We start from the raw sequence: 25,780 nt of genomic DNA on the forward strand, positions 1-25,780 counted from the left end.
TCGGCAGGTGACATTATCACGCTTTGGATAGCTTGGCTTTTCAAGCCGCCAGAAGGACCGAAGCCTCCCAGCTGGTGGACTGGGAGGCTTCACGGCGGTAGCTGCCTTTGCCTTTTTTCGGCTGTTCCTGGCGGCTGCGAAACAGGGGTTGCGCCACCAGGGTCTTGGCCTTGTTCGGCCGCTTTCGTTGCTTGCTCATTACGTACCCTCTTGGTTGCCTCTAACAAGGCGAGGGCATCATAGAGACTGTACAAAAAATGTCCAGAGCGATAGTTCGACAGTGAGCTTCAAGTAAGCGAGTAAAAGCTGGGCGGTATCGACGCGGCACCTACGGCATCGATTCGCTTCCCGTTTCCCGTTTCCCGTTTCTCGCTTCCCGCTACAGCCGGACTCTACGCCCACTCAACTGAAGGCAGACATCCGTCAGCCCGACCCAAGGATCACCCTCGGCCTGCCCTTTGATCTGTTCATCGATGCGCTGCGCATCCATCAACAGGCGCTGCCAGCCTGCGGCATCGTGGCGCTGCAGCGCCCTGCTGACCAGCGGTTTGCGTTTGTCCCAGACTGGCGGGCGCGCCTGGCTGAAGGCGCGGTCGAGCGGCACGCCCTGACTGTATTGCTGAGCAATATTGGCCAGTTGGCGAACCTCGCGAGCCACGGCCCAGAGGATGACGGGCGCTTCGACGCCTTCGCCGCGCAGGCCGGTCAGCATCTGCAGGATGTGCTCCGGCTGACCCAGCAGCGCAGCGTCGATCAGGCCGAAGACATCATAGCGGGCGCTGTCGGCGACGGCGGCCTGCACGGTTTCGGCAGTCACCTGGCCACCTTCGGCAAGGAGTTTGAGCTTTTCGATTTCCTGAGCGGCGGCGAGCAGGTTGCCCTCGACACGTGCCGCGATCAGCTCCACGGCGTCCTGGTCAGCCGCCAGTCCGGCCTGGGACAGGCGTTGACGGATCCATTGCGGCAGCTGCTGAGCATCCACCGGCCAAATTTGCAGGAATTGCACCTGCTTGCCATCGATGAGTGCCTTGGCCCATTTGGTCTTTTGCGTATTGCCGTCGAGCTTGGGCAGGCTGACCAGCAGGACGGTGTCCTCGGCCGGACGCGCCAGGTAATCGATCAGCGCCGTGGCCCCCTTGTCGCCGGGCTTGCCGTTGGGCATGCGCAGCTCCAGCAGGCGCTTTTCGGCGAATAGCGAGAGGCTGGCCCCGGCTTGGATGAGTTGCCCCCAGTCGAAACCGGTCTCGACGTTGAGCACCTGGCGCTCGCTGAAGTCCTGCTGACGGCAGGCGTCGCGGATAGCATCACAGGCTTCCTGACAGAGCAGGTGCTCGTCGCCGCTGACGACATAAACCGGCGCGAGCGGGCCTTGCAGATGCTTGTCGAGTTGGGCAGGGGAAAGTTTCATGAGGTCCAGAGAACGGCAGCCACTGTGGTGGCTGCGCCTTCATCACTGAATGGGTAGTTCGATGGGGGATTGCAGCGGACGTTGGCTCTGCTCACGCATCTGCGCCTCGATGGCTTCGGCTTCAGCGCGCCGCCTGGCCTCGGCGGTCTGCTGCAGTTGGTCGAGCTGTGCCGGGGTGATGCCGCGGATGCGCATGCTCAGCTGCTGCAGAAGCTCGCGGCGCATTTCCTGACGCAGCTGATCGGCTTCCTGGTCGGACCCGATGAGGTTGCTGCTGTCATGTACGTAGACTTTCTGCACCTCGACGCTGTCTTCCAATAGCACGGTGTTTTGCGGGCCCCGGAATTCATAATCGAGCACACTGGTCAGTTCGTATTCGGCACTGCGCGCCGAGGTTGTATAGCTGGCGGTGCGCTGGCGGGTCTGTTCGCGGACCAGATCAAGGGCGTAGCGCGCCCCCGGGAAGACACGGACGCCGTTGTCCTTGAGCAATTCCTCGAGCTGCTTGGCGGTCTCGCCATAGCTGTTGCGCGCCTGCAGGTTGATTTCCTCGAGGGCGAAGCTGGTTTCGCCAGTGCCGCGTAGCTGAAAACCACAGGCGCTCAGCAGCAGGGCCAGGCCGGCCACCACGAGATTGCGTTTGATCATCTTGTTATCCCCTTGCCAGCCTTGGCGCGCGGCGCCGAGGCGAATCAGTTAGCGACGATATTGACCAGTTTGCCGGGCACCACGATGACCTTGCGAATCGTCAGTCCTTCGGTGAAGCGCACCACATTCTCGTTGGCGCGTGCACTGGCTTCGACTTCTTCGCGCGAGGCGCTGGCCGATACTTCAATCTGCCCTCGCAGCTTGCCGTTGACCTGTATTACCAGGGTCAGGTTGTCCTGAACCAGTGCCGTCTCATCCACGGTGGGCCAACGAGCATCAATGATCGCGCCGTCGTGGCCCAGGTTGGTCCAGACTTCGTGACAGATATGCGGAGTGATCGGTGCCAGCAGCAGGGCTACGGTTTCCAGGCCCTCTTGGAGCAGGGCGCGGTCTTGTTCGCTGATCGTTGCGGCCTTCTCCAGTACGTTCATCAGCGTCATGACCTGGGCGATGGCGGTGTTGAATTTGTGGTGCTGCCCGACGTCCTGGCTGGCCTGCTTGATGGCGAGGTGTATCGCGCGGCGTACGGCTTTCTGCTGATCATCGAGGCTGGCAAGATCCAGCTTGCCGGCCGCGCCAGCGCTGACATGGGCATGAGCCAGGCGCCAGACGCGTCTCAGGAAGCGGCTCGCACCCTCGACGCCGGAATCGGACCATTCCAGGCTCATGTCCGGCGGTGAGGCGAACATCATGAACAGGCGGCAGGTGTCAGCACCGTATGCATCGATCATCGCTTGCGGGTCGACGCCGTTATTCTTCGACTTGGACATCTTCTCGGTGCCGCCGATTTCCACCGGCAGGCCATCGCTGGCGAGCTTGGCGCCAATCACCTTGGCCTTGGCATCACGCTCGACGATGACGTCCGCTGGGTTGAACCAGTCTTTGCCACCGTTTTCCAGGGTGCGGTAGTAGGTGTCGGCGATGACCATGCCCTGGGTCAGCAGGTTCTTGAATGGTTCGTTGGAGCTGACCAGCCCTTCGTCACGCATCAGCTTGTGAAAGAAGCGGGCGTAGAGCAGGTGCAAGATGGCGTGCTCGATGCCACCAATGTACTGGTCCACCGGTAGCCAGTGATTGGCAGCCGCTGGGTCGACCATGCCCTGGTCGTAATGCGGCGAGGCGTACCGGGCGAAGTACCAGGACGACTCGACGAAGGTATCCATGGTGTCGGTTTCGCGCCGAGCGGCGGCGCCGCACTTGGGGCAGCTGCAATCGTAGAATTCAGGCATGCGTGCCAGCGGTGAGCCGGCGCCGTCCGGGACCACATCTTCGGGCAGCACCACCGGCAGCTGATCTTCCGGCACCGGCACGTCGCCACAGGCATCGCAGTGAATGATCGGGATCGGGCAACCCCAGTAGCGCTGACGGCTGATGCCCCAGTCGCGCAGGCGGAACTGGGTACGCGCCTGGCCGAGCCCCTTGTTTTGCAAGGCAACTTCCATGGCGTCGAATGCGCCGTCGAAATCCAGGCCGTCAAATTCAGCGGAGTTGATCAGTTCGCCGTGCTCGCCATAGGCATCGTTCCATGGCGCAGGTGTCCCGTCGCCGGCGCTGGTGCGCACCACCGGCTTGATCGGCAGGTCGTACTTGGTGGCGAAAGCGAAATCCCGTTCATCATGGGCAGGCACTGCCATCACAGCGCCTTCGCCGTAATTCATCAGCACGTAGTTGGCGACCCATACCGGCAGCAACTCGCCGGTCAGTGGGTGCTGGACGCGCAGGGATGTGGGCAGGCCTTTCTTCTCCTGGGTGGCGATGTCGGCTTCGGCCACGCCGCCACGTTTGCACTCGTCGATGAAGGCCTGTAGGTCGGGATCGTTCTGGGCCGCCAGGGTGGCCAGTGGATGCTCGGCCGCCACCGCAACATAGGTGGCGCCCATGAGCGTATCGGGACGGGTGGTGAACACCTTCATCACGCCTTCGCTGCCGATGCTCGCGACATCGTAGGGGAAGCTGATCTCCATGCCGCGTGACTTGCCGATCCAGTTGCGCTGCATGGTCTTGACCTGCTCGGGCCAGCCATCCAGTTCGTCCAGGCTCTCCAGCAGCTCATCCGCGTAAGCGGTGATCTTGAAGTAGTACATGGGGATTTCGCGCTTCTCGATCAGCGCGCCGGAACGCCAGCCGCGGCCATCAATGACCTGCTCGTTGGCCAGTACGGTCTGGTCGACAGGGTCCCAGTTGACGGTGCCGTTCTTGCGGTAGATCACGCCTTTTTCATACAGGCGAGTAAACAGCCACTGCTCCCAACGATAGTAGTCGGGTTTGCAGGTGGTGACTTCACGCGTCCAGTCGACCGCCAGGCCCAGGCTTTTCAGCTGAGTGCGCATGTAGTCGATGTTTTCGTAGGTCCATTTGGCCGGCGCAACCTTGTTCTTCATCGCGGCGTTCTCGGCCGGCATGCCGAACGCGTCCCAACCCATGGGCTGCAGGACATTCTTGCCTTGCATACGCTGATAGCGGGCAATCACGTCGCCGATGGTGTAGTTGCGCACGTGGCCCATGTGCAGCTTGCCGCTGGGGTAAGGGAACATCGACAGGCAATAGAAGGTGTCCTTGCCTGGCTGTTCACTCACTTCAAAGGATTTCTGCGTGTCCCAGTGGGACTGCGCGGCGGCTTCGATTTCGCGGGGCTGATACTGTTCGTACATGGCTACTGGCGTTGAATAGAGGCTGGCTGTTCGCGAAGCGGCGAAGGCTGCGGAAATGCCGGGCTGAGGCCTGGCGAAGACGGCGGCGCTACGGGCGAATGCGAACGCATGGAAGCGCCGTAGCATACATGACCCCCAGCGACCGAGGGAAACCCGATTTACCGGCGCGGCGCGGCTCCGTTGGTCGCGGGCGGCGTCGTCGTTCGAGGCTGAGCTACGCTTGTAGAGGGGGCGGGACGAACGAAGAGGTGAATCATGGCTAGAGAACGCCAGGCAGATGAGGGCAACCTGTACGGACGCGTGCTGCAGCGGCTGACGGTGGCCCTGGAAGAGGCGGAACGAACCGCAGATGGCAATGCCGCGGCTATGGGCGAGCTTGAGGTTGGCGGCTTGACCCCTGCTGAGTTCGACCTAATCCGTGCGTATCTTCAACAGGATTCGCAGTGGCTGTCCGGATGGCACGCGGCCGCCGAGGAGCAGGCGCAGCTGGTGCGTCAGGCGACGCGTCCAGCGCTGCGCAACGTACTGCGCCACCATCCGGGCAGGCGCAGCAAACAGGCACCCCTGTCACTCCAACAGGCGATGAACTGTGCGCTCTGTGGTGCCAGCGTGACTTGGCCCGAAGGCGCAGGTCCCGTCGCCTGTTCGGCCTGCGGCTCTCAGCTGCTCCGTGCAAGGCAGCGGTTGCATACCTACCCAAAGCATTGACGACGTCCCGGCTGCCGACAAGCGGCCGCTTCGGCGGGTAAAGTTGCAGCGATCATTTGCCGGAGCTGCATATGCCGATTCGCTATTTTTTCAAACAACTGCTGCTGCCCCCGGGCGGCCTGCTACTGCTATTGCTCGCCGCCTGGTGGCTCCGTCGCCGTGCGCCGCGGCTCGCCGCGCTCTGTTTCGTGCTGGGATTCGGCGGGCTGTGGCTGATGAGTCTGCCAGTTACCGTGGAATGGGCGGCGCGGGCACTGGAGCGCGAGACGGCGCTGGATCAAGCGGAATGGCCGGATCTCGCGCAGCAGGCGCAGGCGATCGTGGTACTCGGCGCCGGTCGTGAGCAGGCCGATCCAGGTTGGGGGGCGGATCAGCCCAGCCATATTGCGCTCGAGCGGCTGCGTTACGCCTCACGGCTGGCCAAGGCATCGGGGCTGCCGATTCTGGCCAGCGGCGGATTACATTATGGCGAGCCACCGAGTGAAGCCTTGCTGGCCGCCGAGGCGCTGCAGCGCGATTTCTCCACGCAGACTCGCTGGCTTGAAGAGCGCAGCCGCACCACCTGGGAAAATGCGCTGTACAGTGCCGAGATGCTCAAGGCTGCCGGAATCGAACGGGTCGTACTGGTGACTTCGGCGTCGCACATGCCAAGGTCGCGTTGGTGCTTCGAGCAGAACGGCCTAGAGGTGATCGCCGCGCCCATGGGCTTTCTCGGCGTGCCCAACGGGCGGCCTTTCGGCGGCTGGCTGCCCGAGTCGAAAGCGGTCTGGCAAAACGGACTGCTGCTCAACGAGGCGGTGGGACTGCTGGTCTATCCGCTGCTCTATGACGGCAACGCCAAATGAAGGGATGAGCCGTCATTGGCGCACGATCGTGTCGGTCAGGCCGGCCGGGGGCGGATCAAGCCCCAGCCAAGCAGGAGCACGCATACCAGAATCAATGGCCATGAGCGCCAGTGCAGGTACGGTGTCAGTCCCTGCATCGGCGTGACTTCGCCGTACAGGACCGCTTCCTCGAAGGCAGGAACCTGCTCGGTGATGCGTCCCTGTGGATCGATCAGTACGGTGACGCCGTTGTTGGTGGCACGAATCATCCAGCGTCCGGCTTCCAGCGCGCGCATCTGCGCCATCTGCAGATGTTGCAGCGGTCCAATGGAGTGGCCGAACCAGGCGTCGTTGCTGACGGTGAGCAGAATATCGCTCTGGGCGGCGAGGCTGGCGGCAAATTCCGGATAGACGACTTCGTAGCAGATGAATGGCGCGATCTGGTGACCCTTCGCCTGCAATAGCGCTTGCTCCGGCGTGCCCCGGGCAAAGTCGGACATCGGTAGATCGAAGAAGGTGATCAGGCCGCGTAACAGGTCCTGCAAGGGTACGTACTCGCCGAAAGGCACCAGTTTTTGCTTCAGGTAGGTGCCGTGTGCCTCGCCGACGGTCGTCAAGCCATTGTAGTAACGCAGCTCACCTTCGATGTTGGGCTGGCGTATCGGCACGCCGGTGATCAGCGCCGACTGACGTTCTTTGGCGAAGCGGTTCATCATCGTCAGGTAGCCTTCGGCGTGCTCCTTGAGGATCGGCACGGCGGTTTCCGGCCAGACGATGAGGTCGACGGGGCGGCTGCGGAAGGTCATGTCGCGGTAGAGCAGCAGCTGCATCTCGAGCTTCTGCGGGTCCCACTTGATGCTTTGCGCGACGTTGCCCTGCATTGCCGCGACCGTGATCGGCTCGGCCTTGGCCGTCGTCCACGGGTGTTGGCCGACGCCCAGCGCGCCGCCCCAGACCGCCGCCAGGATTGCCAGCGAGCCAGCCAGCGCGCGCTTGCGTGCGAACAGACGAGGCAGCTCGGTCAGCAGGGTTGCGGTCAGTACGATCGCGAAACTGAGCAACCAGACACCGCCAAGGGGCGCAAGCCCGGCCAATGGGCCTTCGAGCTGACTGTAGCCGGCGTAGAGCCAGGGGAATCCGGTCAACACCCAGCCGCGCAATGCATCCAGTGCGAGCCACAGCGCGGCGAACACCAATGGAGCGAGCAGCGGGGCATGTGCCGGCCTCAGCCAGCGCGACCAGAGCCAGCCGAGCAGCGCGAAGAACAATGCCAGGCCGGCAACGAAACCGAGCGTAAGCGTGCCCGCCAGAATGGGCGGCGCCGAGCCGAAGTCATGAATGCTGACGTAAACCCAGCTGACGCCCGAGGCGAACAGGCCGAACCCGTAGCACCAGCCGCGACTGGCGGCCTGCTTTGGCGCCAGTTCACGCAGGCCGAGGTAAATCAATCCGATCGACAGCAAAGCCAACGGCCAGATATCGAACGGCGCGAGCGACAGCGTAGTCAGGGCACCAGCGGCAAGCGCCAGCAGGTTGCCCGGCCAGCCGGGGCGGGTGATCCAGCGCATGGGAGTTCCTTGAAAGACCATCGCCGACACGGCGGCCGGCGGTGGGAGTACGGAGCGGACGAGTCTACCGAAGGTTTCGGTGCGCGGGCAGGAAGCCTAGCGGCTTTCTGTTTCCGTGCGGGTCAGGCGCAGCATGTGCACGCGGCGGCTGTCGGCATTCAACACTCGGAAGCGGAAACCGTCGATTTCGGTCACCTCGTTGCGCTTGGGCAGATGACCGAAGGTGCTCATGACCAGGCCGGCCACTGTGTCGAACTCTTCGTCCGGGAACTCGCTTTGGAAAAATTCGTTGAAACTGTCGATCGGGGTCAGCGCCTTGACCAGGAAGTCGCCGCTGGGCAGCGGGCGGATGTAGCTGTCTTCCTCAATGTCGTGCTCGTCTTCGATATCGCCGACGATCTGCTCCAGCACGTCTTCGATGGTAACCAGACCAGCGACGCCGCCGTATTCATCAATGACGATCGCCATGTGGCTGTGGTTCGCGCGGAACTCGCGCAGCAGGACGTTGAGGCGCTTGGATTCGGGTACGAAGGTGGCCGGTCGCAACAGATCCTTGATATCGAAAGGCTGCTGTTCGTCCTGCAGAATCAGCGGCAACAGGTCCTTGGCCAGCAGTACCCCGATCACCTCGTCGAGGCTGTCGCCGACCACCGGGTAGCGCGAGTGGGCGGCGGAAATGATCGCCGGCAGGAACTCCTTCGGCGACTGGTCGGCGCGGATGCTCATCACTTGTGAGCGTGGCACCATGATGTCGCGTACCTGCAGGTCGGCCACCTGAATGGCGCCCTCGACGATTGCCAAGGCTTCGTTGTCCAGCAGTTTGTTCTGGTGGGCGCCGCGCAGTACTTCCAGCAGCTCCTCACGGTTTTTCGGCTCGTGGGCAAAAGCCTGGGTGATTTTCCCAAACCAGGACTTCTGCCCGTTGCTCGATCGGTCTTCGCTCATGTTTTTGACTCAATGGTCCTTGCGGTGCCCGTTTGGGCTATTCGGTGGCGTAGGGGTCGGCGTGACCCAGCTCTGCCAGCAGTTGGCGCTCGAGACTCTCCATTTCTTCGGCTTCGTCGTCGTCGATATGGTCGTAGCCGAGCAGGTGCAGGCAGCCATGGATGACCAGATGTGCCCAGTGCGCCTGCGGCGCCTTGCCTTGTTCGGCCGCCTCGCGCTCGACCACCGGTACGCAGATCACCAGATCCCCGAGCAGCGGGATATCCAGCAATTCGTCCGGTACGTCGGCGGGAAAGGACAGCACATTGGTGGCGTAGTCCTTCTGCCGCCAGGTGCGGTTCAGCTCGCGGCCCTCGGCTTCGTCCACCAGGCGGATGGTCAGCTCGGAATCGGCACTGCGCTGGCGCAGCGCCAGTTCGCACCAGCGGCGCAGGTCTGTTTCGTCAGGCACCGCGTCGTTGCTGGCGCATTGCACATCGAGTTCAATCACCGTGGCTGTCCCGAGCACCCCGTTTCCCGGCTTGGGGCTGGTTGTCCTCGAAGGCCTCGTAGGCTTCGACGATGCGCTGCACCAGAGGGTGGCGCACCACATCCTTGGGCTTGAAGTGGGTGAAACTGATGCCGTTGACGTCCTTGAGCACTTCAATCACGTGCGACAGGCCACTTTTGGTGCCGCGTGGCAAATCGACCTGGGTAATGTCACCCGTTATTACCGCAGTGGAGCCGAAGCCGATGCGGGTAAGGAACATCTTCATCTGTTCCAGCGTGGTGTTCTGGCTCTCGTCGAGGATGATGAAGCTGTTGTTCAGCGTGCGCCCGCGCATATAGGCCAGCGGTGCGATCTCGATCACCTGCTTCTCGATCAGGCGTGCCACGTGTTCGAAGCCGAGCATCTCGTAGAGCGCGTCATAGAGCGGGCGCAAGTAGGGGTCGATCTTCTGCGCCAGATCGCCCGGCAGGAAGCCAAGCTTCTCCCCGGCCTCGACTGCCGGACGTACTAGCAGGATGCGACGGACCTGCTCGCGCTCCAGCGCATCGACGGCGCAGGCGACCGCCAGATAAGTCTTGCCGGTACCGGCTGGGCCGATGCCGAAGTTGATGTCGTTGTCGAGGATCGACTGCACGTAACGCTGCTGGTTGGCTCCGCGTGGACGGATATTGCCCTTGCGCGTGCGCAGCGAAATGTTTGGCGTGGTGGAAGAGTTGTTCAGCTCTTCCATCGCGGATTCCTGCAAGAACAGGTGGACCATGTCCGGCGAAAGCTCTGTGCTCTTGGTCTCGCGGTACAGGCGTCGCAGGAGATGTTCCGCGGCTGCGGTCACGTCGGCTGGGCCGACCAACTCGAACTGGTTGCCACGATTACGAATTTCCAGTTCCAGGCGCTGTTCGATCAAGCGCAGATGCTCGTCGAACTGACCGCACAGATTGGCGAAGCGGTTGGCTTCAAAGGGATCCAGGGTGAAACGATGAGGTTCTATGGGGGCGTTCAAGGGCTTTTGATTGACCTGCTCTGCATATAAGGTTTGATGAGAATAGCGCCGCGCGACGAAAAATACAGCGGCGTGACGGCCCTGGCGAACATGCGACTGACGCTCGTTCGAATGCCAGCCGCAGCGCGGGCCTGCTCAGCTCGCTGTTTGCTCCAGCAGCGTGCCACGCAACGAGTGCGGCAAGGCATCGTCGATATATACGTCGACGAATTGGCCGATCAGGCGCGGATTGCCGCAACGGAAATTGACGATGCGGTTGTGCTCGGTGCGGCCCTGAAGCATGCCCGGGTCTTTCTTGGAGTAATCGGTGACCAGAATGCGCTGCTGCGTACCCACCATCCGTCGGCTGTTCTCGAAGCCCTGCTGACTGATGCGTTGTTGCAGGACCGCCAGCCGCTGCTTTTTCACCTCGTCCGGCGTCTCGTCGACCAGATCCGCCGCCGGCGTGCCGGGCCGCGAGCTGTAGACGAAGGAATAGGAGAAGTCGAAGCCGACGTCTGCGATCAGCTTCATGGTCTGCTCGAATTCCTTCTCGGTTTCGCCGGGGAAACCGACGATAAAGTCCGAGCTGATCAGAATGTCCGGTACCGCTGCCTTTAGCTTGCGAATCCGGGATTTATATTCCAGTGCCGTATGGTTGCGCTTCATGGCCGCCAGCACGCGGTCGGAGCCCGACTGTACTGGCAGGTGCAGGTACTTCACCAACTCCGGCACTTCAGCGTGGGCCTGGATCAGCGCGTCGGAGAATTCCAGCGGATGGCTCGTGGTGTAGCGAATGCGGTCGATGCCATCGACCGCGGCCACCACGCGGATCAGTTCGGCCAGATCGGCGGTGCGTCCGTCATGGGTGGCGCCACGGTAGCCGTTGACGTTCTGGCCCAGCAGCGTGACTTCACGAACGCCGTTTTCGGCGAGATGGACCACTTCGGCGAGCACATCGTCGAACGGTCGGCTGACTTCCTCGCCGCGCGTGTAGGGCACGACGCAGAAGGTGCAGTATTTGCTGCAGCCTTCCATGACCGAGACGAAAGCCGTCGGGCCATCGACGCGCGGCTCGGGAAGGCGGTCGAATTTCTCGATTTCAGGGAAGGAAATGTCCACTTGCGGCTTTTTCGTAGTACGTGCCGCGTCAATCATTTCCGGCAGACGGTGCAGGGTCTGCGGGCCGAACACCACGTCGACGTAGGGCGCACGGTCGCGGATCGCCGCGCCTTCCTGGCTCGCCACACAGCCGCCGACACCGATCACCAGCTGCGGGTTGTCCAGCTTCAACTCACGCCAGCGACCCAGTTGCGAGAACACCTTCTCCTGGGCCTTTTCACGAATCGAGCAGGTATTGAGCAGGATCACGTCGGCCTCAGCCGGGTTGGTGGTGATCTCGAGAGGCTGCTGCTCGCCCAGCAAGTCGACCATGCGCGAGCTGTCGTACTCGTTCATCTGGCAACCATGGGTTTCGATATAGAGCTTGCGGGTCATGTTACGGGGCCGGCGTTGTGCAAAAAATGACCGGCGATTATACGGCCAGGACGTGGGCGATAAAAGCGGAAGAGCAGCGGTAAGCTTCAAACCAAGTTTCAAGTAAAAAGCCGAACCGTTTTACACCCATTTTGGTGCCAGCTCGCTTGCAGCTTGTTACTCACCCGCCGTCTGCAGGTCCATCAGATAATCGCGAAAGATCTGTCCCAGCACCTGAGTGGCGATTTCCAGCTCGTCGCGGCGCATCTGTGCTGAAACGCGATCGGCCGTGTCCAGTGCGTCTTCCTCACCATTGACCGCCGACATCTTCAGCACCACATAGGCCTGGATGTTGTTTGCCGGCACGCCTTCGCCGCGAAAGAACATCACGCCGAGTCGGTGCTGCGCCAGAGCGTGGCCCTGAAGGGATGCCTGTTCGAACCAGTGCAGGGCCTTGGCCAAGTCGCGAGGCGTGCGACGACCATCGTAATGGTATTCACCAAGCTCATAGGCGGCCTGCAGATCACCTTCATTGGCGGCCTGCTCGCACGCGCGCAGGGATTCACGCATCGCTTCCGGGGCAGTATTGAGCGCACAGCGGGAAGTTGCCGGAATCAGCAGCGAATTGCCGCCTGCGGTGGCCAGCAGGGGCGTGAGAAGCAGCAGGCAGCCAAGGGCGAGGCTGCGGCCGGTGCGAGTCATGGATCAAGGCGCCTCGAAGAGCAGGGCGGTGACTGAATGTCCGGCAGAAACGAGCCGACGTTCACATTATGGATAAGCCGATGCCTGCTTACAAAGGCTTTGATGGCGCGTGTTCGGCTTTTATGCAGGCGCGCTGCGCTCCTCGCGAAGATTCCCTGGCAAATTCAGCAACAGCCAGGCAGTTAAGGGGCAGACCAGTGCGAGCCAAAGCTGCTGATAAGCACCGAACGGGTTGGGTCCGATCGACAGCCCGGTCCAGGACAACAATGCCAGCATCAGCGCGCCGCAGGCCACGCCTGCAGCGGCCTGCCGCCGCGCGGGCCATTGCAGCAGGCCGGCGTAAGCCACCAGCAGTGCACTGAGCAGGCCCAATGCGAGCGCGTAAGGTGCACTCCAGCCGAGTTGCCGAGCGAGTTCGAAGAAGGCGCACAGTCCTATTACGACTCGGCCCCAGGTAGGGCGGCTCCAGACCCACTGGCGGCTCAGCGTCAGCGCCACCACGCCGACCAATGGTAGTCCGAGCAGCAGGGTCGCCTGCAATAACCAGCGCTCTGCTTCTAGAGTGTCGAGGCCGAATGCCTGTCTTGCCAGAGCGCAGGCCCCGGTGCCGGCCGCCAGGCTAAAGGCGAGCAAGGCACAGAACAGGGCTGGCTGGTCCGGCTCGCCATAACCGCGGCGCGCCGTCCCGATCCAGATCGCGCTGGCCAGCGCGGTGACCACTAGCAGTGCAGCTTGTAGCAAGTCGGACATCAGGCTGATTTCAACCGGGAAAAGGCGCGCTCGGCGGCATCGAGGGTCAGCTGCAGCTCCTTGTCGCCATGGGCAATGGAAGTGAAGCCGGCTTCGAATGCGCTGGGCGCAAGATATACGCCGCCCTCGAGCATCAGGTGGAAGAACCGCTTGAAGCGCTCGGCGTCGCTGCCCATGACGTCGTCGAAGGTGACGATGTCGTCCGCTTCGCTGAAATAGAGACCAAACATGCCGCCGACCTGGGTGGTGACGAAGGGAATGCCGGCGGCCGCTGCGCGCGCCTTCAAACCCTGCAGCATGCGGGTGGTGTAGGCGGTGAGTTCCTCATGGAAGCCGGGACGGCTGATGAGCCTCAGGGTGGTCAGGCCGGCAGCCATCGCCAATGGATTGCCGGACAGGGTGCCCGCCTGGTAGACCGGACCCAGCGGGGCGATGCGCTCCATGATGGCGCGCTTGCCGCCGAAGCAGCCGACCGGCATGCCCCCGCCGATGATCTTGCCGAAGGTGGTCAGGTCCGGGGCGACGCCATAGTGGGCCTGGGCACCGCCGAGGGCGACGCGAAAGCCGGTCATGACTTCATCGAAGATCAACACCACGCCATGTTTATCGCATTGCTCGCGTAGCCCCTGCAGATAACCGGGTGCCGGTGGTACGCAGTTCATATTGCCGGCGACAGGCTCGACGATGATGCAGGCGACCTCGGCGCCGACCTCGGCGAGCATTTTCTCGACGGCGGCCAGGTCGTTGAACGGCAGGGTCAGGGTGTGTTTGGCGAACGCCGCCGGCACGCCCGCAGAGCTGGGTACGCCCTGGGTCAGGGCGCCGGAGCCGGCCTTTACCAGCAGGCTGTCGGAGTGCCCGTGGTAGCAGCCTTCGAACTTTATGATGCTGTCGCGTCCGGTATAGCCACGAGCCAGGCGAATGGCACTCATGGTCGCTTCGGTGCCGGAGCTGACCATGCGCACCATCTCCATGGACGGCACCAGGCTGCAGACCAATTCGGCCATTTCGGTTTCCATGGCGGTCGGCGCGCCGTAGGACAGACCATGTTCCAACTGGCGCCGCACTGCGTCGAGGACCTCGGGATGGCTGTGGCCGAGAATCATCGGGCCCCAGGAGCCGACATAATCGACATAGCGCTTGTCATCCTCGTCGATGACGTAGGCACCTTCGGCGTGCTTGAGAAACAGCGGCGTGCCGCCAACGCTCCGGAACGCGCGAACTGGGGAGTTTACGCCGCCGGGAATGTGATTCTGCGCATTGGCGAAGAGGGTTTCGGAACGGGACATGCGGGCCTCTCGATCAAGGAATACGGGAATACAGGTTGGACGCGGGCGTCCTGCCATGACGCCGGTCAGCTACCGGCGAACAGTTCGCTGAAGGCATGCGCGCGACGTTCGACCTCGCTGGCCGACTCGGCCGCGAACAGCGCATGCACCACGGCGACCAGGCTGGCCCCACGCGCGATCAGATCCGGCGCGTTTTCCAGCGTGACGCCGCCGATCACGGTAATCGGCAGGGTGATGCGCTGCCGTGCCTGCTCGAGCAATTCCAGGGTGGCGGCCGGGGCGCCGGGCTTGGTGTTGGAATCGAAAAATCTGCCGAAGGCGACATAGCTGGCGCCCTCATGAGCGGCCTGCTCAGCCAGGTCCAGGCGAGCATGACAGGTCGCCCCGATGACGGCTGTGCGGCCCAGCAGGGCCCGCGCCACCGAAAGCGAACCGTCCTCCTGACCCAGATGCAGGCCGACGCCCAGGCGTGCAGCCAGTTCGGCGTCGTCATTGATGATCAGCTGAGCGCCGTGGCGTTCACAGAGCTCCCGCAGTGCCTCGGCTTCACGTATCCGACGCTTGTCATCGTCGGACTTGTCGCGGTACTGCAGCAGCCGAGCGCCGCCCTTCAGCGCCGCCTCGGCGTACGGCAGCAGACGCCCGTCGGCCAGCAGCTTGCTGTCAGTGATGGCGTAGAGACCGCGCAGCTTGGTGTCTTTCATCTGCAGGCTCCAGTCAGGGCAGATCCAGCGGCAGCCTACGGGGGATGTACTGTCCGCGGCCGGGGGATTCAGCATCACGAAGGGTGCGCCAGGTGTAGTCGAGGGCGGATTTGACGGCGCTGGCGAGCCCTTCGCCAAGGGCCAGACGGCCGGCGAGAGCACTGGCCAGGGTACAGCCGGAACCATGATAGCTACCCGGCAGACGCTGGCAGCTGAAATCGTGTCGGCTACCGTCGCGCGAGTAGAGACGGTTGTGGACCTCGGTCTCGTCGCCGTGTCCGCCGGTGATCAACAGATGACGAATGTAAGGCAATAGCTTCTGCGCGCACTCGTCGGCGCTGCCCTCGGGCAATTCGGCAAGAATTCGCGCTTCGGGCAGGTTCGGCGTAGCGATAGTCGCCACCGGAAACAGGCTCTCGCGCATGGCGTAGCCGACTTCGTCCTTGCCCAGTGCGCCGCCGCCGCCAGCGCGTAGCACCGGGTCGCAAATCAGGGGTACGCCGGGCAGTTTCTGCATGATTTCCAGCACTGTCTCGACCATTTCCACCGAGCCGAGCATGCCCAGCTTGACTGCAGCGATCGGCAGATCGGCGATGACCGCATTGGCCTGGGCCAGCACCCAGTCGCGATCGAGCACGCGGAAATCGCTAACATCAACGGTGTCCTGCACGGTCAGTGCGGTGACGGCCGGGGCGGCGTGACAACCCTGAGCGATCAGCGCTTCTATGTCCGCCTGCAATCCGGCGCCGCCACTCGGGTCGTGGCCGGAAAGGCAGAGAACGACAGGGCGAGAGCAAGGGCCGGTCATCGATGGGTTCCCCGTATGCGTGGCGTAATGGTTGGCCAGGGCTAGGCGCAGCCAATTTTAAGGCGTGCGAGCTTATCACCAATCGACTTGGGCGGCTTGCACGGACGAGTGGCGAGCGCGTTGATTGCAGAACGGCCTCGTGGGTTCATCCTGGCATGCTAAAGTGCCATCTATTTGCGGGCCGCGAGCGTTCAGGGAGCCGGATTCTTCTGACGCGGCCCGGCAGGTCTTAAATGCCATGCGCTACTTTTTCATCTTCATTCTCGGTCTGCTGCCGACGTTGGTTGGCGCAGTCGTGTTCGACGACAGCACTCGGCGTCTACCGCTGGGTCATCACATGGCGGTGCTGGAGGACCCCGGCCGGGGCGCCACCATCGCGGATGTGCTCGCGCTCGATGCGGCCGGGCGTTTCATCGATCATCGGGACGATGTGCTCAATGCGGGCTATTCGCGTTCGGCCTTCTGGCTGCGCGTCGACTTGCAATACCGCGCCAATCATTCCCACGAGCGTAATCGCTGGTGGTTGGAGCTGGCGTACCCGCCGCTGGATCGACTGGATATTTATCTGCCTGATGGTCAGGGTGGCTACTACATAGCCGGGCAGAGCGGCGACTCGTTGCCTTTCAGCCAACGGCAGATCAAGCAGCGCAACCACCTGTTCGAGCTGGAGCTGGCACCTGACCGGCCGCAACGGATCTACCTGCGGGTGGAGAGCGAGGGCTCGATCCAGGTGCCGCTGACGTTATGGGCGCCAGTGGGCTATCTCGAGGAGCAGTCGGCACACATCTACGTGCTGGCAATTATCTATGGCGTGCTGCTGGTGATGCTGGTCTACAACCTGTTCATCTACCTCAGCGTGCGAGATCGCAGCTACCTTTATTACATCCTTTATATCGGGTCGTTCGGCCTCTACCAGGTCTCGGTCAACGGCCTGGGCGTGCAATATCTCTGGCCTGACTCGTCATGGTGGGCCAATGCGTCCACGCCGTTTCTGATCGGTGCGGCGGCCCTCTTCGGCAGTCAGTTCGCCCGTAGTTTCCTGCATACCCGCGAGCACAGCCTCTGGATCGACCGCGCCCTCATCGCGCTGATGGCGTTCGGGGGGCTGACCATGGTGTTAGCGCTCACGAACAGCTATTCGCTGGCGCTGCGCCTGGCCACCTTGCTCGCGCTCTGTTTCATTGTGGTGATCCTCATCGCCGGAAGCGTGGCCTGGTACCGTGGGATGCGTGTGGCCCGTTATTTTTTGATCGCCTGGACGGCCTTTCTCCTCGGCGGATTAATCAACACGCTGATGGTGTTGGGCTATCTGCCGCACACTTTTATCACCATGTATGCCGGGCAGATCGGCTCCGCCCTCGAGGTTGCGTTGCTATCGCTGGCATTGGCCGACCGCATCAATGCGATGCGGGAAGAGCGCGCCATTATGTTGGAGGAAACCGGCCGGAAGCTGGAGGAGATGAACCGCGAGCTGGCCGAGAGTAATCGTCTCAAGGATCAATTCCTGGCGAATGTCACCCATGAGCTGCGCACGCCCATGCATGGCGTTTTGGGCGGCCTCGACCTGATGCGGACCCTCGAGCTGACTGGCGAACTGGAACAATACCAGCGCATCGCAACTGGCTCGGCCCGCGAGATGATGCGCTTGGTCAACGATATCCTCGCTCTGACCGAACTGCAGGCCGGCAAGCTTCAGGTGCGTAATGAGCCGTTCGGGTTGCGGGCAATGGTCGACGAGCTTTATATGCTTTACGGGGCCCGTGCTGCGGTGCGTGGGGTGGGATTCGAGCTCGACCTTGCCAGCCGGCTGCCCGATAGGTTGGTCGGCGATGCCGCCAAGCTGAAGCAGTGCCTCGGCTATCTGCTCGACAACGCCATCAAGTTCACCCTGCAGGGACGCGTGACGCTGGCATTAACCGGACATGACGAGGCTGATTCCCGGTTCATGCTGGAAGTGGACGTGACTGATACCGGGGTCGGTTTCAAAACGCCCGCCGATGACACTCTTTTTCACTATTTCCGCCAGCTGGACGGCAGCATGACCCGACAATATGGCGGTCTGGGCATCGGCCTTTCACTCTGTCGGCAGCTGGTCGAGTTGCAAGGCGGTGAAATCTCTTATCAGTCGGAACCGGGGCGGGGCAGCCGCTTCAAGGTGCGCCTGCCGCTCCAGTTGCCTTGAATCCATCCGATATTGGCCCGAGGCTGTGCCGAATCAGCGAAGCCGGAACATGCCCGGCGATTTCCCAGACGCGATGCGCAGGTTTTGGCCGAAACCTCACTTTTTCAGCGCAAGTATGCGTGCTTCACTCTCCTTGCGGGTCGTTGAGAGAGGCGACTCGCGTCGGCCCGGCGATATCCAGACGGTGAGAGGGAGCGACCCCTTCGAGATCACCGCAGCATCTTTCAGCCTGGTCGATCACCGCTTTCGCCTGCCGAGGAGACGACCGTGAGCCTGCATCAATATGCTGAAACCCACGAGGTGCTGAACCAAGTCCCGCCGCTGGACGGTGCGAACCTGTATCGCCTCGACCTGCCGTTGCAGGAGTGGGTGCGACGTTACAAGGGCGGCTGGGCCGAGTCGCGGCTGGACGCCTACGGCGCACTGGCCGGTGGTCCGCTGATGGCGGCGGGCTTTCTCGCCAATGACAACAAGCCGGTGTTCAAGAGTCACGACCGCTACGGGCACCGTATCGACTTGGTGGAGTTCCATCCGGCCTACCATGAACTGATGCGTACCGCGGTCGCGCACGGCATACCGTCGCTGCCCTGGACCAATCCTCAGCCGGGAGCTCAGGTCGCTCGTGCGGCGTTGATGTACCTGCATAATCAGGCCGAATCGGGCTCAAGCTGCCCGCTGACCATGACTTACGCCAGCGTCCCCGCCTTGCGCCTGCAGCCCGGCGTCGGCGATCTCTGGCTGCCAAAGATCCTCAGCCTCGAATACGACCCGCGCAACCTGCCGATGGAGCAGAAGAGCGGCGTCACGATCGGCATGGCGATGACCGAGAAGCAGGGCGGTACTGACGTGCGCGCCAATACCACCCGTGGGCATGAAGTGGGGGCACGCGGTCCCGGGCAGCTGTACGAGTTGGTCGGGCACAAATGGTTCTGCTCGGCGCCCATGTGCGATGCCTTTCTGACCTTGGCACAAACCGACAAGGGCTTGTCCTGCTTCCTGCTGCCACGACATCGTCCAGATGGCAGCCGCAACCAGTTCTATATCCAGCGGCTGAAGAACAAACTGGGCAACTGGTCGAACGCCTCCAGCGAAGTCGAATATCGCGGGGCTCTAGCCTGGATGATTGGCGAGGAAGGCCGCGGCGTGCCGACCATCATCGAAATGGTCTCCTCGACCCGCTTCGACTGCATGATTGGCTCCAGTTCGTTGATGCGACAGGCGCTGACCCAAGCCATGCATCACTGTGCGCATCGTCAGGTCGGTGGGCGGGCACTGTCCGAGCATCCGCTGATGCAGAACGTGCTGGCCGACCTGGCGCTGGAAAGCGAGGCCGCGCTGGCGTTGACCATGCGCATGGGTCGCGCGCAGGACAATCCTTTCGATGAGCAGGAAGAGAAATTCGCCCGGCTGGTTACCGCCATCGGCAAGTACTGGATCTGCAAGCGCGCGCCGGAAATGATTGCCGAGGCCAGTGAATGCCTGGGCGGAGCGGGCTACGTCGAAGAGACCATCATGCCGCGCTTGTATCGCGAGGCGCCGGTCAACTCGATCTGGGAGGGCTCGGGCAACGTGCAGTGCCTGGATGTGCTGCGCGCTTTGTCGAAGGAGCCCGGCGTGATCGACGTGCTGTTCGCCGAACTTGGCGATGGCCATGGCGACACCCGCCTTCAGGCGCATATCGCCCGGCTGCAGGCCGCGTTCACCGACACCGCCGATATCCAGTACCGCGCCCGCCAGCTGACCGAAGACGTCGCCGTCGCGCTGCAGGCCAAACTGCTGCTCGAAGCCGGCAACAGCGCTGTCTCCGATGCCTTTATCGCCAGCCGCCTGGATGGCCATGGGCGGGTCTTCGGTACGTTGCCGCGCGGGCTGGACATCAGCGCCTTGCTGGCGCGCAGCGCGCCCTTCGTCGAGTAGGTCGGTATGGCGTCCAGGCTGCTGGCGGCGTTCTGCCTGTCCGTTCACGCCAGCATTACACTGCGCCTGAATCCGCCTAGACACGGCGCCGCCAAGCATGGTCCGAACCGACCGTGCGAGCCGCCCCGTGCGTCAAGCGGCTGCGCCGTATCCTCTACTTGGTCGTGAGATACGAATGCCACCCCAGGACTGGCTCCCCTCTATGTATCAATGGTTGGGGCGCGGATCGATCATGGGTCGGGCGGCCGCCTCGGTTCGGTGATTCTCCGCGCGCTGGTGCTACCGCTGTCATCGAACAGCAGGCAAGATGTTTCCAATGACCGAACAAGGGAACCATCATGAAGCCAGCAGGCGAAACCTTCCGTATTGCCACCAGCGCTGAGGCGGCCGTGGATCACCTTGCCGAGTTGCATCAGCATGCCACTTCGTCATTGCACCAGGCGCTGAAGCGCTACGTGGCGTCGCGTCAGGAGCCGGATGCGACCGAGCGGGCGATGTTCCGTTACCCCGAATTGCGCCTGACCTACGAGTGTCATGGCGAGGTGCCGGCATCTACCCGTGCCTACGCCAAGGTACAGGCGCCGGGCGTCTACAGCGTCACCGTGACCCATCCGGCGGCGTTTCGCAGCTATCTGCTCGATCAGTTGCGGCCGCTGATGCATGACTTCGGCGTGAAGGTCGAGGTGCGCATCAGCGAGCGCAACATTCCCTATCCCTATGTGATCGAGCAGGGCGACGAGCTGGCCGGTACAGGCGTAACCGCGGCTGAACTGGCGCGGGTGTTCCCCAGCACCGATCTGTCCGCCGCCACCGACGACATCGCCGACGGCCTCTATGACTGGGAGCACGCCGATCCCTATCCGCTTGCCTTGTTCGACGGGGCGCGGGTGGACTTTTCCCTGCGCCGGCTGGTGCATTACACCGGCAGTGACTGGCGGCATGTGCAGCCGTGGATTCTGCTGACCAACTATCACCGGTACGTCGACCAGTTCATTCGCCATGGCCTCGACATGCTGCGCGACGACACCCGCTTCGTGCGCATGGTGCTGCCGGGCAACATCGTAATTGAGCGCGGTATGGAGGAGGGCGAAGCCCAGTCGATCATCGGCGGTGTGCTCTGGCACCGCTACCAGATGCCGGCCTATCACCTTCAGGCGGCCGATGGCGATGGCGTTACCCTGGTCAACATCGGCGTCGGCCCCTCGAACGCCAAGAACATCACCGATCACCTGGCCGTGCTGCGCCCGCACTGCTGGCTGATGATCGGCCACTGCGGCGGCCTGCGGCAGTCACAATCGATCGGTGACTACGTGCTGGCCCACGCCTACATGCGTCGTGATGGGATTCTCGACCGGGTGCTGCCGCCGCACATCCCGCTGCCGGCGCTGGCCGAAGTGCAGCAGGCACTGCAGGAAGCCGCCGCGCAGATCACCGGCGACAAGGGCGAAGCGCTGAAGAAGCGGCTGCGCACCGGCACCGTGCTGACCTACGACGACCGCAACTGGGAGTTGCGCTGGGCGCAGGAACGGCCGCTGATCAACCTATCCCGTGCAGTTGCAGTGGACATGGAAAGCGGCACCATCGCCGCCCAGGGCTATCGCTTGCGGGTGCCCTACGGCACCTTGCTTTGCGTTTCAGACAAGCCGCTGCATAGCGAGATCAAGTTGCCGGGCTCGGCCAATGCCTTCTACGAGCGCGCCGTGACTCAGCACCTGAAGATCGGCATCGCCGCGCTGGATCTGTTGCGCAACCAGCTCAACTCGCTGCACTCGCGTAAGCTGCGCAGCTTCGACGAGCCCCCGTTCAGGTAACCGAACGGTCAGGCCGGATAGCAAAAGCCCGAGTCCTGCTCGGGCTTTTGCGTTGTCCTGCTTGGGTGCGTCTTCAATGCAGCGCGCGCACCATGTAGACGGCAGGGATCTGATAGCTGGCGAGATTGCTGGTCTGTGGCTGATCCAGCTGGGTATGCGCGGCGTAACCAAGGCGGGACCAGAAGGCTTCCGAATCCTGTACCGAGACCAGCGCCGAATATCGCAGCTTCTGGGTGCGGGCCTGCTCCAGGTTTTTTTGCACCAGGGCCGGGCCGATACCGCGGCCGCTGGCACGACGGGAGACAGCAAGGTCGTGCAGGTACAGGCAATCGGCTTTGGCGTGATGCTGGAATTCGCCGTCCAGTGGGGTCACCTTGCCGACCCGCGAATGGTAGGCGAAGAGATAGGCGCAGACACCGAGGGCATCTTCCGCGACCCAGGCCAGCTGAGGGCAGGCGGCAAGGCGGGTGCGGATCACCGCTTCGTCTTCAAGGACTGCAGCGGCATAGGATTCTTCCTGAATCGACATCACGGCAGGAATATCGCGCGCCTGCATCGCTCTCAACTGGAACATCTGAACACTCGAACGGACTCGGCCGGCTCTGCGACCGCAACGGGCCGGCGATCATACGCGATCAGAAGAATAGGCGTAAGCCAGCCGACGGAAGGGCTGATGCCGCATGCCTCACGAGCGTGGCGGGCGCTCGCAGGACGGTAAAATGGCAGCGGAGATTCCGCCTGGTGGCCACTGGCGAACATCCGGGCTGGATCTGTGGCGCCGCACCGTGTTTCGTCCGCATGCGGCTGGTCGGCGTAAGGCTCGTGATGACTGACGTCAGCACCTTTTGCGGGCATAATCCTTAGTTAGCTACTTATTCCCTGAGTCCGTCATTGAACAATTCACACCACCCTCTGCTTGGCGTCCTGCTCATCCTCGTTTCGTGCCTGACGCTCGCCACGCACGATGGGCTGTCCAAGTACCTGACGCAGCTCTACCCGGTGTTCCTGGTGATCTGGGCGCGGTACATGGCGCAGACCCTCCTGATGTTGACGCTGTTCACGCCGCGCATGGGGCGCCGCGTCTTTCATACGCTGCGGCCCAGGCTGCAGCTGTGTCGCGGAATCAGCCTGGTCGGCGTCAGTATGCTGTTCATCAGTGGGCTGAGTTACATCCCGTTGGCCGAGGCTACAGCGGTGATTTTCTTGACTCCGTTGCTGGTGACCATCGCATCGGCGCTGATGGGCGAGCGGGTCAGCCGCAGTCAGTGGCTAGCGGTGGGCTGTGGCCTGCTCGGCGTGATGATCATCGTGCGTCCGGGCGGTGCGCTGTTTACCCCGGCGATTCTGTTGCCCTTCGGTGCGGCAGTCAGTTTCACGCTTTATCAGCTGATCACTCGCCGGCTCAGCAGCACTGACCATCCGGTGACCAGCAATTTCCTCACCAGCCTGGTCGGCAGTGTGGTGATGAGTGTGCTGGTGATTTTCAATTGGCAAACGCCGACCCTGCATCACGCGCTGATGATGGCGGCGCTCGGGGCGATGGCGATGAGCGGGCATCTGCTACTGACCAACGCATTCCGTTTTGCCAGTGCCGCCACGTTGGCCCCGTTCACCTATGCGCAGATCATCTTCGCCGGGGTCGTGGGCTTCTTCGCCTTCGGACATGTGCCGGATCTCGGCGCGATCGTGGGCATGGCGATCATCATCGCCAGCGGGCTCAGCATGGCCTACGTTCAGGGGCGCCAGCCGCGTCCTCGACTTGATACACCCGCGGATGTGTCGTAGGGCCCTCCGCGCAGCTTCCAACACGTGACCGAACAAGGGCGACTCGACCCTTGCGTGCGCTTTATCAGGAAAAACACATGCAACGAATTTCTCACCACACCCTGCGTAACGACTTCCGCCGGCTGCTGGCCTCGGACCGCTGTTATCACACCGCCTCGGTATTTGATCCGATGTCGGCCCGTATTGCCGCCGACCTCGAATTCGAAGTCGGCATTCTCGGCGGCTCGGTTGCGTCGCTGCAGGTATTGGCGGCGCCAGACTTCGCACTGATCACCCTCAGCGAATTCGTCGAGCAGGCAACACGCATCGGGCGCGTGTCGCGCCTGCCGATCATCGCTGACGCCGATCACGGCTACGGCAACGCGCTGAATGTCATGCGCACCGTGGTCGAGCTGGAACGCGCCGGAATCGCCGCGTTGACCATCGAAGACACCCTGCTGCCGGCAAAATTCGGCCGCAAGTCCACCGACCTGATCGGCATGTTCGAGGCGGTCGGCAAGATCCGTGCGGCGCTCGAAGCACGGATCGATCCGGAACTCTGCATCATCGCCCGTACCAACGCTGGCGTGATCGGCCTGGAAGAAGTGATCGCCCGGGTGCAGGCCTACGAGGCCGCGGGTGCCGACGCGATCTGTCTGGTCGGTCTCGAGGATTTCGAGCAACTGGAGCAAGTTGCCGAAAAGCTCAGCGTGCCCTTGATGCTGGTCACCTACGGCAATCCACGTCTGCGTGACAACGAACGACTGGCTGCGCTCGGCGTGCGGATCGTGGTCAACGGTCACGCCGCCTACTTCGCGGCGATCAAGGCGACTTACGACTGTCTGCGCGAGCAGCGCCAGATCAATGCGTCCGATCTCAACGCATCGCAGCTGTCGGTCAAGTACTCAACCGCTGACGAGTACATGGTCTGGGCAGAGGAATACATGCAGGTCAAGGAATAACCGCCACCTGCAGCGCCGCCGCCAGCGCCCCTGGAGATCCGATGAGTCCACGTCTGCTGACGTTCATGGTGGCCTTCGCCGCGTTTCTCGGACCCTTTACCCAGACGGTCTACGCGCCGATCCTGCCAGAGTTGGGGGCGGCGCTGGCGACCACGCCGTTGCTGATCAACCTCAGTATCTCGATCTTCACGTTTGTGCTGGCGTTCATGCAGATCGTCTACGGGCCGCTGGTGGATCGCAACGGTCGCAAACGCATCCTGCTGCTGGGGCTGGCGGTCTACGTCGGCGCCTCGCTGGGCTGCTTTCTGGCGCAGAGCATCGAATTGCTGCTGGTGTTCCGCGCACTGCAGGCGGTGGGAATCGCTGCCGGTGCGGTGGTGGCGGTCACGGTCATCGGTGATCGTTTCGAGGGTGCGGAGCGCGGCCGGGCGATGGGCTCATTCCAGATGATGGTGGCGCTGGGCCCGGTGGTTGGTCCGGTCGTCGGCGGCTTCATCGGCGAGCATGTGGATTTTCACTATGTGTTTCTGTTGCTGGCGGCGGTTGGCGCACTCGTCTTGCTGGCCAATGCGCTCTGGCTGCAGGAAACGCTCCCCGCCAACGTCACGCCCAACGCCTTCCATCCCACCGAATATCTGGACGTGCTGCGCAACCGCCAGGGATTGGCGATCATGCTGCTGAGCTTTGTGCAGTACTACGCCTTCTATAACTACTTGGTGTTCATGCCACGGGTGCTCGACACCTCCTACGGCCTCAGCGCCAGCGAGAAGGGGTTGGTCTTCCTGCCGCTGTCGATCGCGGTGGTGGTCGGCAGCTTCGCCGGTGGTCGGTTGTTGGCGCGCTGGCAGCCACGGCCGATGCTGCTACTGACCGCCAGCTGCAATGTCCTCAGTGTGCTGCTGTTTCTCGGCGTTGCTCAGCTGTCGCTTGCCTGGCTGGTGATGGCGGCGGCCGCGTTTGGCTTGTTCCTCGGATTGTCACTGCCGGTGCAGACCAGCCTGCTGATGGATCTGTATCCGCACAACCGCGCCACCGCCGTGGGCAGTTACAACTTCTTCCGTTTCATGGGGATGGCCACGGGACCGGTGCTAGGGTCCTGGCTGTATCAGGATTCGAATCTGACCCTGCTCTACGGCTTTGCGACAGCGGCATTTCTGCTGGCCGTGCTGCACGCACGGATGCGCTTTCGCTAGC

At 62.6% G+C, this 25,780-nt stretch carries 23 protein-coding genes; 8 read left to right on the plus strand and 15 right to left on the minus strand.

What is annotated here, in order from left to right; genetic code table 11:
• Nucleotides 1–40: 40 nt before the first annotated feature.
• From arfA to leuS, 4 genes are all read right to left on the minus strand, one after another.
• Nucleotides 41–199 carry an alternative ribosome rescue factor ArfA gene (gene arfA, locus H3028_RS15195; RefSeq protein WP_181298028.1) on the minus strand — a complete coding sequence of 53 codons (159 nt, stop codon included), beginning with the start codon at nt 197–199 and terminating at the stop codon, nt 41–43.
• A gap of 180 nt (nt 200–379) precedes the next feature.
• On the minus strand, nt 380–1,408 hold the full coding sequence (gene holA / locus H3028_RS15200) for a DNA polymerase III subunit delta (protein WP_181298029.1): 1,029 nt from the start codon (nt 1,406–1,408) through the stop codon (nt 380–382).
• Between the two features lie 42 nt (nt 1,409–1,450).
• Nucleotides 1,451–2,056, minus strand: coding sequence for an LPS assembly lipoprotein LptE (gene lptE, locus H3028_RS15205; RefSeq protein WP_181298031.1), 606 nt, complete (start codon nt 2,054–2,056; stop codon nt 1,451–1,453).
• 44 nt (nt 2,057–2,100) lie between these two features.
• Nucleotides 2,101–4,707: a leucine--tRNA ligase gene (gene leuS, locus H3028_RS15210; RefSeq protein ID WP_181298033.1), complete on the minus strand. Its 2,607-nt coding sequence runs from the start codon at nt 4,705–4,707 to the stop codon at nt 2,101–2,103.
• A gap of 255 nt (nt 4,708–4,962) precedes the next feature.
• Between leuS and H3028_RS15215 the strand changes: the two genes are divergently transcribed.
• Together H3028_RS15215 and H3028_RS15220 are read left to right on the plus strand one after the other, a co-directional pair.
• Nucleotides 4,963–5,415, plus strand: coding sequence for a hypothetical protein (locus H3028_RS15215; protein WP_181298035.1), 453 nt, complete (start codon nt 4,963–4,965; stop codon nt 5,413–5,415).
• A 71-nt stretch (nt 5,416–5,486) separates the two neighbouring features.
• Nucleotides 5,487–6,260, plus strand: a complete 774-nt coding sequence (locus H3028_RS15220) for a YdcF family protein (protein ID WP_181298037.1) — start codon at nt 5,487–5,489, stop codon at nt 6,258–6,260.
• A 35-nt stretch (nt 6,261–6,295) separates the two neighbouring features.
• On the opposite strand, the gene lnt is transcribed toward H3028_RS15220, so the two are convergent.
• The 10 genes from lnt to H3028_RS15270 all read right to left on the minus strand — a co-directional run bounded on the left by lnt (nt 6,296) and on the right by H3028_RS15270 (nt 15,950).
• Nucleotides 6,296–7,807 carry an apolipoprotein N-acyltransferase gene (gene lnt, locus H3028_RS15225; protein ID WP_181298039.1) on the minus strand — a complete coding sequence of 504 codons (1,512 nt, stop codon included), beginning with the start codon at nt 7,805–7,807 and terminating at the stop codon, nt 6,296–6,298.
• 96 nt (nt 7,808–7,903) lie between these two features.
• Nucleotides 7,904–8,752 (minus strand): HlyC/CorC family transporter, encoded by an 849-nt coding sequence (locus H3028_RS15230; protein WP_181298041.1) that lies wholly within the window; start codon nt 8,750–8,752, stop codon nt 7,904–7,906.
• Nucleotides 8,753–8,789: 37 nt separating this feature from the next.
• Complete coding sequence (gene ybeY / locus H3028_RS15235) at nt 8,790–9,242, minus strand: rRNA maturation RNase YbeY (protein WP_309109550.1); 453 nt, start codon at nt 9,240–9,242, stop codon at nt 8,790–8,792.
• The gene (locus H3028_RS15240; protein ID WP_181298045.1) at nt 9,235–10,242 is read right to left on the minus strand and encodes a PhoH family protein; all 1,008 of its coding nucleotides are present in this window, start codon (nt 10,240–10,242) and stop codon (nt 9,235–9,237) included. The genes ybeY and H3028_RS15240 overlap by 8 nt, the downstream gene beginning before the upstream one ends.
• 135 nt (nt 10,243–10,377) lie before the next feature.
• Nucleotides 10,378–11,718, minus strand: coding sequence for a tRNA (N6-isopentenyl adenosine(37)-C2)-methylthiotransferase MiaB (miaB, locus tag H3028_RS15245; RefSeq protein ID WP_181298047.1), 1,341 nt, complete (start codon nt 11,716–11,718; stop codon nt 10,378–10,380).
• 156 nt (nt 11,719–11,874) lie between these two features.
• Complete coding sequence (locus tag H3028_RS15250) at nt 11,875–12,399, minus strand: tetratricopeptide repeat protein (RefSeq protein ID WP_181298049.1); 525 nt, start codon at nt 12,397–12,399, stop codon at nt 11,875–11,877.
• Between the two features lie 120 nt (nt 12,400–12,519).
• On the minus strand, nt 12,520–13,149 hold the full coding sequence (locus tag H3028_RS15255; protein ID WP_181298050.1) for a hypothetical protein: 630 nt from the start codon (nt 13,147–13,149) through the stop codon (nt 12,520–12,522).
• The gene (hemL, locus tag H3028_RS15260) at nt 13,149–14,438 is read right to left on the minus strand and encodes a glutamate-1-semialdehyde 2,1-aminomutase (RefSeq protein ID WP_181298052.1); all 1,290 of its coding nucleotides are present in this window, start codon (nt 14,436–14,438) and stop codon (nt 13,149–13,151) included. Before hemL ends, H3028_RS15255 begins: the two co-directional genes overlap by 1 nt.
• 65 nt (nt 14,439–14,503) lie before the next feature.
• Nucleotides 14,504–15,142, minus strand: coding sequence for a thiamine phosphate synthase (thiE, locus tag H3028_RS15265; RefSeq protein ID WP_181298054.1), 639 nt, complete (start codon nt 15,140–15,142; stop codon nt 14,504–14,506).
• Nucleotides 15,143–15,155: 13 nt separating this feature from the next.
• The gene (locus H3028_RS15270) at nt 15,156–15,950 is read right to left on the minus strand and encodes a hydroxymethylpyrimidine/phosphomethylpyrimidine kinase (protein ID WP_181298056.1); all 795 of its coding nucleotides are present in this window, start codon (nt 15,948–15,950) and stop codon (nt 15,156–15,158) included.
• A gap of 238 nt (nt 15,951–16,188) precedes the next feature.
• Between H3028_RS15270 and H3028_RS15275 the strand changes: the two genes are divergently transcribed.
• The 3 genes from H3028_RS15275 to amn all read left to right on the plus strand — a co-directional run bounded on the left by H3028_RS15275 (nt 16,189) and on the right by amn (nt 21,860).
• Nucleotides 16,189–18,132: a hybrid sensor histidine kinase/response regulator gene (locus H3028_RS15275; RefSeq protein WP_181298057.1), complete on the plus strand. Its 1,944-nt coding sequence runs from the start codon at nt 16,189–16,191 to the stop codon at nt 18,130–18,132.
• A 267-nt stretch (nt 18,133–18,399) separates the two neighbouring features.
• Nucleotides 18,400–20,049, plus strand: a complete 1,650-nt coding sequence (locus tag H3028_RS15280; protein ID WP_181298058.1) for an acyl-CoA dehydrogenase family protein — start codon at nt 18,400–18,402, stop codon at nt 20,047–20,049.
• A gap of 338 nt (nt 20,050–20,387) precedes the next feature.
• The gene (gene amn, locus H3028_RS15285; RefSeq protein ID WP_181298060.1) at nt 20,388–21,860 is read left to right on the plus strand and encodes an AMP nucleosidase; all 1,473 of its coding nucleotides are present in this window, start codon (nt 20,388–20,390) and stop codon (nt 21,858–21,860) included.
• 73 nt (nt 21,861–21,933) lie between these two features.
• On the opposite strand, the gene H3028_RS15290 is transcribed toward amn, so the two are convergent.
• Nucleotides 21,934–22,416, minus strand: a complete 483-nt coding sequence (locus H3028_RS15290) for a GNAT family N-acetyltransferase (RefSeq protein ID WP_181298161.1) — start codon at nt 22,414–22,416, stop codon at nt 21,934–21,936.
• A gap of 335 nt (nt 22,417–22,751) precedes the next feature.
• Between H3028_RS15290 and H3028_RS15295 the strand changes: the two genes are divergently transcribed.
• The 3 genes from H3028_RS15295 to H3028_RS15305 all read left to right on the plus strand — a co-directional run bounded on the left by H3028_RS15295 (nt 22,752) and on the right by H3028_RS15305 (nt 25,779).
• Nucleotides 22,752–23,645, plus strand: a complete 894-nt coding sequence (locus H3028_RS15295; RefSeq protein WP_181298062.1) for a DMT family transporter — start codon at nt 22,752–22,754, stop codon at nt 23,643–23,645.
• Between the two features lie 77 nt (nt 23,646–23,722).
• Nucleotides 23,723–24,586, plus strand: a complete 864-nt coding sequence (locus tag H3028_RS15300) for an oxaloacetate decarboxylase (protein ID WP_181298064.1) — start codon at nt 23,723–23,725, stop codon at nt 24,584–24,586.
• Nucleotides 24,587–24,627: 41 nt separating this feature from the next.
• Nucleotides 24,628–25,779 carry an MFS transporter gene (locus H3028_RS15305; RefSeq protein WP_181298066.1) on the plus strand — a complete coding sequence of 384 codons (1,152 nt, stop codon included), beginning with the start codon at nt 24,628–24,630 and terminating at the stop codon, nt 25,777–25,779.
• Nucleotide 25,780 lies beyond the last annotated feature (1 nt).

Source organism: Pseudomonas sp. Q2-TVG4-2 (genome assembly GCF_013620795.1).
Classification (GTDB): domain Bacteria; phylum Pseudomonadota; class Gammaproteobacteria; order Pseudomonadales; family Pseudomonadaceae; genus Stutzerimonas.

What these genes read in the sequence shown, in the direction of transcription:
- H3028_RS15300 (WP_181298064.1), top strand. Translation starts at nt 23,723, where the DNA reads ATGCAACGAATTTCTCACCACACCCTGCGTAACGACTTCCGCCGGCTG.
- miaB (WP_181298047.1), bottom strand. Translation starts at nt 11,718, where the DNA reads ATGACCCGCAAGCTCTATATCGAAACCCATGGTTGCCAGATGAACGAG.
- lnt (WP_181298039.1), bottom strand. Translation starts at nt 7,807, where the DNA reads ATGCGCTGGATCACCCGCCCCGGCTGGCCGGGCAACCTGCTGGCGCTT.
- thiE (WP_181298054.1), bottom strand. Translation starts at nt 15,142, where the DNA reads ATGAAAGACACCAAGCTGCGCGGTCTCTACGCCATCACTGACAGCAAG.
- H3028_RS15270 (WP_181298056.1), bottom strand. Translation starts at nt 15,950, where the DNA reads ATGACCGGCCCTTGCTCTCGCCCTGTCGTTCTCTGCCTTTCCGGCCAC.
- H3028_RS15305 (WP_181298066.1), top strand. Translation starts at nt 24,628, where the DNA reads ATGAGTCCACGTCTGCTGACGTTCATGGTGGCCTTCGCCGCGTTTCTC.
- H3028_RS15215 (WP_181298035.1), top strand. Translation starts at nt 4,963, where the DNA reads ATGGCTAGAGAACGCCAGGCAGATGAGGGCAACCTGTACGGACGCGTG.
- H3028_RS15220 (WP_181298037.1), top strand. Translation starts at nt 5,487, where the DNA reads ATGCCGATTCGCTATTTTTTCAAACAACTGCTGCTGCCCCCGGGCGGC.
- H3028_RS15230 (WP_181298041.1), bottom strand. Translation starts at nt 8,752, where the DNA reads ATGAGCGAAGACCGATCGAGCAACGGGCAGAAGTCCTGGTTTGGGAAA.
- H3028_RS15290 (WP_181298161.1), bottom strand. Translation starts at nt 22,416, where the DNA reads ATGCAGGCGCGCGATATTCCTGCCGTGATGTCGATTCAGGAAGAATCC.
- arfA (WP_181298028.1), bottom strand. Translation starts at nt 199, where the DNA reads ATGAGCAAGCAACGAAAGCGGCCGAACAAGGCCAAGACCCTGGTGGCG.
- leuS (WP_181298033.1), bottom strand. Translation starts at nt 4,707, where the DNA reads ATGTACGAACAGTATCAGCCCCGCGAAATCGAAGCCGCCGCGCAGTCC.
- H3028_RS15255 (WP_181298050.1), bottom strand. Translation starts at nt 13,149, where the DNA reads ATGTCCGACTTGCTACAAGCTGCACTGCTAGTGGTCACCGCGCTGGCC.
- lptE (WP_181298031.1), bottom strand. Translation starts at nt 2,056, where the DNA reads ATGATCAAACGCAATCTCGTGGTGGCCGGCCTGGCCCTGCTGCTGAGC.
- hemL (WP_181298052.1), bottom strand. Translation starts at nt 14,438, where the DNA reads ATGTCCCGTTCCGAAACCCTCTTCGCCAATGCGCAGAATCACATTCCC.
- H3028_RS15275 (WP_181298057.1), top strand. Translation starts at nt 16,189, where the DNA reads ATGCGCTACTTTTTCATCTTCATTCTCGGTCTGCTGCCGACGTTGGTT.
- holA (WP_181298029.1), bottom strand. Translation starts at nt 1,408, where the DNA reads ATGAAACTTTCCCCTGCCCAACTCGACAAGCATCTGCAAGGCCCGCTC.
- amn (WP_181298060.1), top strand. Translation starts at nt 20,388, where the DNA reads ATGAAGCCAGCAGGCGAAACCTTCCGTATTGCCACCAGCGCTGAGGCG.
- H3028_RS15250 (WP_181298049.1), bottom strand. Translation starts at nt 12,399, where the DNA reads ATGACTCGCACCGGCCGCAGCCTCGCCCTTGGCTGCCTGCTGCTTCTC.